This window comes from Carnobacterium sp. (genome assembly GCF_049673005.1).
GTDB lineage: Bacteria > Bacillota > Bacilli > Lactobacillales > Carnobacteriaceae > Carnobacterium_A.
The window spans coordinates 1-12014 of sequence record NZ_JBATXB010000115.1 but is presented as its reverse complement, the minus strand read 5'-3'; the positions used below and the strand labels follow the sequence as shown (position 1 = coordinate 12014).

Here is a 12014-nt window from a genome sequence, read left to right as displayed (position 1 = left end):
ATGAACCAATCTTGGCAATAAACTGTTGACGAAAATACCACTTTCACGCTGCATTATTTTACACAATTTCAATTATACATTGTGCTTACAGAAAGAGCAAGATTTCTTTTCTAATAAATTAATGGCTGGCTGTTTTTTTGCAAGATTTCAGTAAATAATTCTAGATATTGTTGGTCTGTCTTATCAAATCTACTCATTATAGGAGCATCAATATCTAAAACACCTATTTTTTCTCCATTTATTATTAGAGGGATAACGATTTCTGATTGGCTCGCAGCATCACAAGCAATGTGACCTTTAAATTGTGAGACATCTTCAACAATCAAAGAACGATTATTCTCAAATGCTGTACCACAGACACCCTTGCCTATTTGTATTCTTATACAAGCTACTTTACCTTGAAAAGGGCCTAAAACTAGTTCATTTGACGATTTTTCATACAAATAAAATCCAGCCCAATTTATATTCTTTAGGTTTTCAAATAATAGTGCAGAAGCATTACTTAAATTTGCAATTAAATTTGTTTCGTCACCTAAAAGGGCAACAAGTTGTTTATTCATTAAACGATAATCCGATTCTTTAGACATAAAAATCCTCCTGTAAATGACGATGTTCACTATACTAGATAAATAAAAATCCGCTTTAGTAGTGTTTGATCTCATTATATATGTTACTATATATAATAGGTATTTCTATAAGAAAATGCAAATTATGTTAAAAGATTTTACAATCATTGCAATAAAATATCAATCTAATAGTAACTGTATTTCTTATATAAACGTATCAATTTGGGTGGAGGTATCAACAAAAAATGAAGTTTGAATACAGTTTAATTATTATTATCTTTTTGGCTTTAACTGCCTATGTAATAAGTTTCATGATGAAAAAGAAACATTATTCGTTAATCAATGGATTAGAAAAACAAAAGTTTGAATTAATGGATTTGCCTATACCAGATGATTTGCGCAGAGCGAAAGATTTACAGTTAACAGGACAAACGAAAAAAAAGTTTGATCAATTACATTCGGAATGGCAAAAAATTGAAACAAAGGCATTCCCAGATTTAGAAAACTATTTGTTTGATGCAGAACAAGCTACTGACCGCCTTCAGCTAATTAAAGCGAAAACAGCTGAGAAAAAGGTAACTATTTTGATTAAAAATATCGAATTAGATATTAAAGAAATTCAGACTTCTATCCATGGCTTATTGCAGAGTGAAGAACAAAACTTACTAGAAGTTAAAAGAATACAAGAAACTTATCAAGACATCAGGAAAAAATTATTAACACAAAGTTTTTCATTCGGTCCTGCATTAGAAAAACTAGAGAATAAATTAACATTTTTAGAAGTTGATTTTTCAAAAGTTTCAGATTTAACAGCATCTGGAGACCATGTCGAAGCAAAAAATATCTTAAATAAAATTGATGCTGATACAAAGAATTTAAACTATAGTATAAAACAACTTCCGGGTATCTTAAAACAATTAACAAACGAATTTTTTGAGCAGATACAAGAATTAAAAGAAGGCTACAATAAACTTATAGAACAAGAATTCATTTTTTTAAATGATACAATTTTAGAAGATGTTCATTCTCTTGAAGAAAAAAGTAGCCATGCAAAAGAGGCGATTTCAGAGTGTGATATCGAAAAAGCTAGATCGATTAATAAAGAAATAGAAGACGAAATTAATCGGTTGTATGACGTAATGGAATTCGAAATCGAAGCAAGAAACTATATTGTAGAAAACCAACCTGTATTGGATGACTATATAGAGTTTGTAATGGAAAAGAATCGTAAGCTATTAATTGAGATTGATCGTGTAGCTCAAAGTTATGCGCTAAATCATGATGAATTAATACAAGCAAAAAAAATGCAAGAACAACTAATAGAAATCCAAGATAATTTTGATACATTTACAGATGGTTTAAATAGTCGACAAGCTATCTTTAGTGCAGTCAAAGATAGTTATGTACAACACATGAAGGAACTTAAAAAAATAGAAGAAGAACAAAGAGTTATTAATCAGTATTTGGTAGAATTACGTGAGGAAGAAAAAAAAGTTAAAGATAAAATTGATGATTTTGAGTTTAATTTACGTGGAGTAAAAAGATTCATTGAAAAACAGCATCTTCCTGGGTTACCAACACAATACTTAGATTTTTTCTTTGCGACAACTGAAAGAGTAGAAGAGTTATCTAAAGAGTTGAATAAATTAAGAATAGATATGAGAGATATTGAACGTTTATGTGAAATGTGCGATGATGATGTTGAATTATTAGTTGAAAGAACAGAAGAAATCGTAGACAATGCATTGTTGTGTGAACAGATGATGCAATACGCCAATAGGTATCGACACACGCATCCAGAAGTAGCATCAGCTATTGCAGAGAGTATGACAACATTCAATACTGAATTCAACTACAATAAAGCATTGGAACAGATTTCAATAGTTTTAGAAGAAGTTGAACCAGGTTCTTTTAAGAAAATAGAAGCCAATTACCTAGAAGATAAACAAAAGAAATGATGAGAAAACGACAGGGTCTTTCATTTAAATGAGAACTCTGTTTTGTTTTGTGTTAAATTAAAAAGATGAAAACTTAGACTAATTAGTAGAAAGTGTGAAAACGAATGATTTATTTTGATAATAGTGCGACGACTTACGTAAACGAAGAAGTAATGCAAACAATTATAGAAGTAACTAAGAGTATCAATGCTAATCCATCTAGTATACACGAGCTCGGAAATAGGGCTGCATCATTAATGCATCAGTCACGTATGCAGATAGCTTCTTTACTCAACGTTACACCGGAAGAAATATATTTTACAAGTGGTGGAACAGAAGGTGATAATTGGGCTGTTAAAGGCACGGCTATCGAAAAGAAGGCTTATGGTAACCATATCATTACAACTACTATAGAACACCCCGCAGTTAACGAGTCTATTAGACAATTAGAGCAATTTGGTTTTGACGTAACGTATCTTCCTGTAGATAAAAATGGCGTTATTTCTATAGATGATTTAAAAAAAGCTATCCGAAAAGACACTATTTTGGTTTCAGTGATGGCTGTTAATAACGAGGTTGGAAGTATTCAACCTATTAATGAAGTAGGAGAGGTTTTAAAAGAGTACCCTTCCATTCACTTTCACGTTGATGCTGTTCAAGCTATAGGAAAAGTGCCTTTTCTTTTAGGATCGAATTCTCGGATTGATATTGCTGTGTTTTCAAGTCATAAGTTCCATGGACCAAAAGGAACAGGATTTATTTATTTAAAAAAAGGAAGGAAAATTGCTCCTCTACTAAATGGGGGTGGGCAAGAAAATCGAATGCGAAGTGGAACAGAGAATGTTGCTGGTATAGCAGCAACTGGAAAAGCATTACGTCTAGTATTGACAGACGCGATCAGTAAACAAGAAAAACAAAAAAATATAAGAGATTATCTAATTAGTGAGTTGAGTGGCTATAAAAAAGTAGTGATATTTTCAACTGAAGCAGGAGCGCCTCATATTCTTTGTTTTGCCTTAAAAGGAATTAGAGGAGAAGTGTTGCTTCATGCATTTGAGAGTGAATCAATTTATATATCTACTACAAGCGCTTGTTCTAGTAAAAATAAAAGGAATTCAACTACTCTTTCAGCAATGCATGTGCCAGACTCAATTGCTGTTGATGCAGTACGTGTTAGCTTATCTGACACAAATACAATGCAAGAAGCAAAGCAATTTCTAAGTATATTTAAAATATTGTACAAAAAATTCCAATCAATCCATGCATAAAAGAAAGAGAAGTGAAGATGAAATGCAATATAATGAAATAATGGTCCGATATGGTGAATTATCTACTAAAGGAAAAAATAAAAAGAAGTTTATCAATAAATTAGTTCAAAATGTAAGGTTTGCCTTATATGATTTTAATCAACTTAACGTAACAGGTGAAAGAGACCGAATGCATTTAGAATTAAATGGTGCAGATAGCGATCTAGTTTTAGAAAGACTAAAATCTATTTTTGGAATTCAAAATTTTTCTCCAGTAATGAGGCTAGAAAGAGACATTGAAAAAATGAAAATAGTAGCAGTAGATATGGTTCAAGAACTTTATTCAGAAGGCAAGTCATTCAAAATTACTACGCGCCGTGCAGATCATGAATTTAGTCTAGATACTGATGAAATTAATCATCTATTAGGTTCAGAAGTTTTAAAAAATATTGATGGCATTAAAGTTAAAATGAAAAACCCTGATATAAATATACGAGTTGAAATTAGAAATGAAGGTATTTTCCTTTCTAGTCAAACTATTTTAGGAGCAGGCGGACTACCAGTAGGTTCAAGCGGGAAAGGTATGTTAATGTTATCAGGTGGAATTGATTCTCCTGTAGCAGGGTATTTAACTATGAAACGCGGTGTAGAAATAGAAGCTGTTCATTTTTATAGTCCTCCTTATACAAGTTCAAAATCTTTACAAAAAGCTAAAGATTTGACGTCAAAACTGGCGGCTTTTGTAGGTAATATTGTTTTTATTGAAGTCCCGTTTACAGAAATCCAAGAAGAAATTAAAAGATGTGTACCTGAAGGATACTCAATGACAGTAACACGACGGATGATGTTGCGTATTACAGAACGAATCCGCGAAAAACAGAACGGTTTAGCAATCGTTAATGGCGAGTCTCTTGGGCAAGTAGCCTCACAAACTTTGCATAGTATGCTAGCGATTAATGATGTAACTTCTACACCAATTATTCGTCCAGTTGTTTCTATGGATAAAAACGAGATAATCGATTTAGCACAAAGAATTGATACGTTTGAGTTGTCAATTCAACCGTTTGAAGATTGTTGCACTATATTTGCTCCGGCTACTCCAAAAACAAGACCGGATTTAGAAAAAGCTAGACGTTACGAAGCAAGATTAAATATAGAAGAACTAATCCAACGTGTTATGGATAATTTAGTTTTTTCTGAGATAAAAGTAGGAGAAACTTCAGAAATTCAACAAGCTGATAAATATTCCTCACTTCTGTAATAGAATGGAAATTTTATTTCTACCAAAATTTAGCTTAGTTAGTTAAATTATGGAAAGAATATAAAATTTCTTTTTTTTATTTCTATGCTTATATCAATAATCGCGTTATTTAAATTTAAAGAAAGTTGTTTAAATGTGATATTTATCACAAAAAGATTGAATTTTACTTTTATTGATGATATGATTTTAAAAAACAGACATGTAATTGGAGGATTTCTAATGAAAATCAAGCGAGAAGAACACTATGTGCCTAAAGCAACTGCTAAAAGACTTCCGGTTTACTATAGATGCTTGAAAAAGCTTGGGGATTCAGGAGTAAAAAGAATAAAATCTCAAGAGATTAGTGAACTAATCCAGATACCTTCAGCGACGATTCGTCGAGATTTTTCTCATTTTGGAGAATTAGGTCGAAGCGGATATGGTTATGAAGTTGATTATGTAGTAGAAGTTTTCCATGAAATTCTGAATGTGAATAAAATCATAAACATAGCTTTAGTAGGTGTAGGCAATATTGGAAAAGCACTTATAGCTAATAATTTCCGTAGAGACGATAATATGAAGATAACGTGTGGGTTTGAAAAAAGCGAAGAAAATTCGGGGAAGATTTTATCAGGCGTTCCAATTTATTCGATTGATCAAATGAAAAGTGTATTATCTCGAGAAAATATTCATGTAGCCATTTCAACTGTCCCAAGTGAACACTCTCAGGAATCGATAGATATGCTAGTTGATTCAGGAATTACATCAATTTTAAATTTTGCACCAGGTAGGGTAGTAGTCCCACCAACCGTAGATATTCGATATATTGATTTAACTGGTGAGATATTAACGCTTGTTTATTACGAAGGTCGAGCATTGCCATCGTTATTAAAATGAGTAAGGTTATTTAAAAACAAACAATTAAGAACAGAATAATATATACTATTTTGGTTATCTTATTATATGAAACCTCAAAAATTTGCATTTTCCTTTTTAGACAGCGTATACTAAAAAGATAAATATGCTAAGAAATGGAAGTGGATAGTAATGGAATTTACAAAAAAAGGTGAACCACTTAAAGTAGAAGGCACTCAACCTGTTATTGGTAAGATGGCGCCAGATTTTTCTGTCAAAAACAATGAAAATGAAAATGTGTCGCTAAAAGATTATAGAGGAAATGTTACTTTGATAAGTGTTGTTCCTGATATTGAAACGAGGGTTTGTGCGCTACAGACAAAATCATTTAATAAAAATGCAAATGAACTTGATGGAATAAATTTAATAACAATTTCTACAAATACAAAAGAGGAACAAAAAAAATGGACAGCAGCAGAAAACATAGATGCCAACATGTTCAATGATACAGATTTATCATTCGGTAAAGCATACGGAATAGCGATTCCTGATCTAGGAGTGTTAGCCCGTTCTGTATTTGTTATTGATGCGAATGGAAAATTAGTTTATAAAGAAGTGATATCAGAAATGGTTGATGAGCCAAATTATGATAAAGCCATCGAAAATGCTAAAAAAGCACGTTGAGTTTTACTATTCATCAAAATTAGGATTGAAATTACAATTTTTCAATGCTAAAATAAATTATATTAAAAGTGATGAACAAGAGAAGTAATTTTGTTAGATGGTTATTCAGAGAAAAGAACAGATGCTGAGAGTTCTTAAACCATAATAAAATGAAAAGTAGCTTGGGAGCTGGCAAAGTGAATACTCAGTAACTTTGTCCGGAATAACGTTTCGTTAAAAACGTGAAGAGAGGTATATTTTTTTAGAAAGTATACAAAATAGGTGGTACCGCGAATCAAAAAGCATTCGTCCTAATACATTTTTTGTATTAGGACGAATGCTTTTTTTACTAATTTTAAAAAATAAAGAATTGAGGCTGAGAAATGACTAGAGAATTAAACATGTCAACAAAATACCAACCCAATGAAGTTGAAGCTGGGCGTTATGAAAAATGGCTTGAAAAAGATTTATTCAAACCGAGTGGAGATAAAACGAAAGAACCTTATTCTGTAGTTATACCTCCTCCAAATGTAACAGGGAAACTTCATTTAGGTCATGCATGGGATACGACGTTACAAGATATTATTATTAGGCAAAAAAGAATGCAAGGTTTTGACACATTATGGTTGCCAGGTATGGATCATGCAGGTATTGCTACACAAGCAAAAGTAGAGGCTAAATTAGCTGAAGAAGGGATTTCTCGCTATGACTTAGGGCGGGAAAAATTTATTGAAACCGTATGGGAATGGAAAGAAGAGTATGCTGCAGTTATTCGTGAACAATGGGCAAAAGTCGGTATATCTGTAGATTACGGACGTGAAAGATTTACTTTAGATGAAGGATTATCTGAAGCGGTTAGAAAAGTTTTTGTTACGATGTATAATAAAGATTTGATCTATCGTGGGGAATATATTATCAATTGGGATCCGAAAGCAAAAACGGCTTTATCAGATATTGAAGTTATTCATAAGGATGTTGAGGGAGCTTTTTATCACATGACCTATCTACTGGCAGATGGCAGTGGTTCTGTGGAGATTGCCACAACGCGCCCAGAAACAATGCTTGGTGATACAGCAGTTGCTGTTCATCCGGATGATGAACGTTATCAACATTTAATTGGTAAAAAAATAATATTACCTCTAATGGATATTGAGATACCCATTATTGCCGATGAATACGTTGAGATGGATTTCGGAACAGGTGTAGTAAAGATAACCCCTGCACACGATCCTAATGACTTTGCAGTTGGAAACAGACATAACTTACCTCGTACGAATGTTATGAATCCAGATGGAACAATGAATGAGTTGACCGGAAAGTATGCTGGAATGGATCGATTTGAAGCGAGGAAAGCTGTTGTTAAGGACTTAGGAAATCAAGGTAGATTAGTAAAAATTGAAAAAATGGTTCATAGTGTAGGTCATTCGGAAAGAACCGGTGTAATTGTTGAACCTCGCTTATCTACTCAATGGTTCGTAAAAATGGAGCCTCTTGCAAAAGAAGCAATAGAACTACAAAAAACAGAAGATAAAGTTAATTTTGTACCAGAACGCTTTGAAAACACTTATTTAAGCTGGATGGAAAATGTTCACGATTGGGTTATTTCGCGTCAATTATGGTGGGGTCATAGAATACCTGCTTGGTTCCATAAACAAACTGGCGAACTTTATGTCGGAATGCAAGAACCTGTAGACAGTGAAAATTGGGAGCAAGACCCAGATGTTTTAGATACTTGGTTCAGCTCAGCTCTTTGGCCTTTTTCAACGATGGGGTGGCCGGATGAAGATTCAGAAGATTTTAAACGTTACTTCCCTAATAACACATTAGTAACAGGGTATGATATTATTTTCTTCTGGGTTAGCCGTATGATTTTTCAAAGTCTTGAGTTTACAGGTGAAAAACCATTTAATGATGTGCTTATCCATGGTTTAATTCGTGATGAAGAAGGTCGTAAAATGAGTAAATCTTTAGGTAATGGAATTGATCCAATGGAAGTAGTGGATAAGTATGGTGCAGATGCATTGCGTTGGTTCTTGTCTAATGGTTCAGCACCTGGTCAAGATGTGCGATTCAGTTATGATAAGATGGATGCTTCTTGGAATTTTATCAATAAAATATGGAATGCAAGTCGCTTTGCATTGATGAATATGGAAGGTTTTACAGTTGAACAAATTGATTTAACTGGGAATAAAACAATAGCAGATCGTTGGATTTTAACTAAATTAAACAAAACAATCGAAAAAGTTACTGATTTATTCGAACGTTTTGAATTTGGAGAAGCTAATCGTCACCTCTACCACTTTATCTGGGATGATTTTTGTGACTGGTATATTGAAATGAGTAAAGAAATTTTATTTAATGAGGATGAAGAAGCTAAACAAACGACCAGAAGTATTTTAGCTTATGTCTTAGACCAAACACTTCGATTATTGCACCCAGTGATGCCGTTTGTAACAGAAGAAATATGGGAGAATATTCCACATACTGGGGAGTCGTTGGTCGTTGCAGCTTATCCTGTTGTTCGTCCTGAATTATCAGATGAGGAAGCAACCGAAGGAATGGATGTTTTAATGGAATTAATTCGTTCCGTTCGTAATATCCGTTCAGAAGTAAATACGCCTTTATCTAAACCTGTTGAATTATTAATCAAAACCAATGACATGAAAATTGAATTGTTTTTGAAAAACAACATTTCTTATATTGAACGATTCTGTAACCCTGAAAATCTAATTATTTCTAGTGCCGTTGAAGCTCCTGAAACAGCTATGAGTGCCGTTATTACAGGTGCTGAAATTTATCTTCCTTTAGCAGGCTTAATTAATATTGATGAAGAGATTGTTCGCTTAGAAAAAGAATTAGCTAAATGGTCAGGAGAAGTTAAAAGAGTTAAAGGCAAGCTATCCAATGCTAAGTTTGTCGACAATGCACCAATTGCTGTTGTTGAAGCAGAAAAAACTAAAGAAAAAGAATATCTTGATAAACAAGCGCTTGTTTTGGGAAGAATAGAAATATTAAAAACACAATTATAATTAAATAGACTTGAAAAAAATCTTTGCCTTTATTACTATAAAAGAAGGCAAAGTTTTTTTACTCTTTAGCAAAAGATATTCTGTGAAAAATGAATATAAAAGACGGGGTGCAGTAGTTGTTTAAAACATATGAAGAAGCGTTAAGTTGGATCCATAGCAGGAAAATTTTTGGAATGAAGCCTGGACTTAAACGGATGGAATGGATGCTAGAAAGATTAAATTTTCCACAAAAAAGAATAAAAGCTATTCATGTTGCTGGTACAAATGGTAAAGGATCAACCGTTACATTTTTGAGAAGTATGCTAGAAGCAAACGGAAAAATAGTTGGGACTTTTACATCACCTTACATTGAAACTTTTAACGAACGTATCAGTGTAAATGGGGAGCCTATTTCAAATGAAGAAATTCTACGATTAGCTAACATAGTCTTTCCTTTAGCTTGTGAGCTAGAAGAAACGGAGTTAGACGGACCGACTGAATTTGAGGTGATTACAACCATGATGTTTATTTATTTTGGTGAAGGACATGCTGATGTAGTTGTCATTGAAGTTGGTTTAGGTGGTTTGCTGGATTCAACCAATGTAATTACTCCGATTGTATCAGTAATTACAACGATTGGCTTAGATCATATGCAGGTTCTAGGCGAAACGATAGCTGAAATTGCTTTACAAAAATCGGGTATTATTAAACCGAATGTGCCTGTAGTAGTTGGAAAAGTAGTTGATGAAGCTTTAAAAATTATTCAATTAGTCGCTGAGAATAATAATTCAATCGTTAAGTTATTTGGGGAAAATTATTCGTCTTCTAAATGCCAGACACTGCCAAGTTGGGGAGAACAATTTACGTTTGAAGATGAAACTATGTATTTAAACCAAATCCAAATAAAAATGCTGGGTCAACATCAAATAGAAAATGCAATGGTGGCTATTGAAACGCTGCAAACCTATAGCATTGAAACGGGTTTAGAATTAAATCATGAAGCAATAAGAAGAGGATTGAAAACAGCATTTTGGCCAGGTAGAATGGAAAAAATAAGTGACAATCCTATGATTGTTTTAGATGGAGCGCACAATGAACCAGCAATACGCAGGTTAATTGAAACAATAAATGCTGACTTCAAACAACAAGAGATTTACCTTATCTTTGCAGTTTTGCATGATAAAGCAGTGGGTAGGATGATTGATTTATTAACCGAATTACCAAATATTCATATTACTCTGACGAGTTTTAGTAATCCAAGAGCGGCTAAGATAAAAGAATTACAGGACTATACAAATTCAAATGTAAAAATAAAAGAATATTGGCAAGAAGCATTAGCTGACGTTATTAATGAAATGGATGGAAATGGGCTTGTTTTAATAACCGGATCTCTTTATTTTATTTCAGAAGTTCGAGAATATCTATTAAAGTTAGATAATGAATAAATTTTATAAAAACGTAATATATACAACTAATTTTAAAAAATGATGATAAGGTTAGATTATTTGCAAAAAAGTGTTAACAGATCTAATGTCAGTACAACGATAAAAAAATAAAAACAGCTCTATTTCTTGCGTATACTAAAAAGGTAGGCAGAAAAGGAGTGTTTTTATGGTGGGAAATATGACCAGTTTAGTTAATGAAGTACCAGTTTTTTCAAGACCAAGAGAACGATTAGAAAATTATGGAGAAAAGGCTCTAGCTAACCATGAATTATTGGCTATTATACTTCGAACAGGAACGAAAGATTCGAACGTTATGGCACTTGCTATGAAAGTTTTAAATACGTTTGAGAATTTACATTTTCTGAAAACTGCTTCAATAGAAGAGTTGATGAGTATAGCTGGAATTGGTAAAATTAAGGCAATAGAAATAAGAGCTGCGATTGAACTAGGAACCCGAATATCCCAAGCTTCTCAAATTAAAATTGGTCAAATAACGTCTAGTCGGAATGCTGGGGAAATGTTATTGAATGAGATGTGCGATTTACAACAAGAGCATGTCATTGTTTTGTATTTAAATACAAAAAATGAAATTATTAAGAAAGAAACTGTTTTTATTGGAGGATTAAATTCTTCAGTAGCTCATCCAAGAGAAATATTTCGTGGCGCTGTTCGGTTTTCGGCTGCCCGTATTATTATTGGGCACAACCATCCATCCGGAAATCCGGAGCCTTCTGAGGCTGATCTCGCCTTTACCAAAAGGATGGCTAGTTGCGGAGAGATGATGGGTATTGAAATGCTCGATCATATTATTGTGGGTCAAACACATTATATAAGTTTAAAAGAACTCGGGATATTTTAATAAAGAAAGCGCATTAAATAGTTGAATCATTTTATAGTCCGTGTTATACTTAATGTAAGTTTTTGTTTAGGTATAAGAAAAGAATTGTTTCAAAACATTCCGATTCGTACCGTTAGCAAGGCTTAACAAAATGTGCAAAACGCACGAGGAGGATATTTAATTATGGAACAAGGTACAGTAAAATGGTTTAACGC

At 33.0% G+C, this 12014-nt stretch carries 9 protein-coding genes and 1 other annotated feature; of the genes, 8 read left to right on the top strand and 1 reads right to left on the bottom strand.

The window, feature by feature from the left end:
* Window positions 1–110: 110 nt before the first annotated feature.
* On the bottom strand, window positions 111–587 hold the full coding sequence (locus WBF61_RS08915; protein ID WP_424255783.1) for a GAF domain-containing protein: 477 nt from the start codon (window positions 585–587) through the stop codon (window positions 111–113).
* A gap of 224 nt (window positions 588–811) precedes the next feature.
* Between WBF61_RS08915 and WBF61_RS08910 the strand changes: the two genes are divergently transcribed.
* The 8 genes from WBF61_RS08910 to radC all read left to right on the top strand — a co-directional run bounded on the left by WBF61_RS08910 (window position 812) and on the right by radC (window position 11820).
* Entirely contained in the window at window positions 812–2524 is a 1713-nt protein-coding gene (locus WBF61_RS08910; RefSeq protein WP_424255781.1) for a septation ring formation regulator EzrA, read from the top strand.
* Window positions 2525–2628: 104 nt separating this feature from the next.
* Window positions 2629–3771: a cysteine desulfurase family protein gene (locus WBF61_RS08905; protein ID WP_424255779.1), complete on the top strand. Its 1143-nt coding sequence runs from the start codon at window positions 2629–2631 to the stop codon at window positions 3769–3771.
* Between the two features lie 22 nt (window positions 3772–3793).
* Entirely contained in the window at window positions 3794–5011 is a 1218-nt protein-coding gene (gene thiI, locus WBF61_RS08900) for a tRNA uracil 4-sulfurtransferase ThiI (RefSeq protein ID WP_424255777.1), read from the top strand.
* Between the two features lie 219 nt (window positions 5012–5230).
* The gene (locus tag WBF61_RS08895; protein WP_424255775.1) at window positions 5231–5887 is read left to right on the top strand and encodes a redox-sensing transcriptional repressor Rex; all 657 of its coding nucleotides are present in this window, start codon (window positions 5231–5233) and stop codon (window positions 5885–5887) included.
* A 150-nt stretch (window positions 5888–6037) separates the two neighbouring features.
* Window positions 6038–6529, top strand: a complete 492-nt coding sequence (gene tpx, locus WBF61_RS08890) for a thiol peroxidase (RefSeq protein ID WP_424255773.1) — start codon at window positions 6038–6040, stop codon at window positions 6527–6529.
* Between the two features lie 62 nt (window positions 6530–6591).
* Window positions 6592–6825, top strand: a binding site (T-box leader).
* Between the two features lie 66 nt (window positions 6826–6891).
* Entirely contained in the window at window positions 6892–9537 is a 2646-nt protein-coding gene (locus WBF61_RS08885; RefSeq protein WP_424255771.1) for a valine--tRNA ligase, read from the top strand.
* A gap of 116 nt (window positions 9538–9653) precedes the next feature.
* Entirely contained in the window at window positions 9654–10961 is a 1308-nt protein-coding gene (locus WBF61_RS08880; protein ID WP_424255769.1) for a bifunctional folylpolyglutamate synthase/dihydrofolate synthase, read from the top strand.
* Between the two features lie 166 nt (window positions 10962–11127).
* The gene (gene radC / locus WBF61_RS08875; protein WP_424255767.1) at window positions 11128–11820 is read left to right on the top strand and encodes a RadC family protein; all 693 of its coding nucleotides are present in this window, start codon (window positions 11128–11130) and stop codon (window positions 11818–11820) included.
* The last annotated feature ends 194 nt before the right edge of the window (window positions 11821–12014 follow it).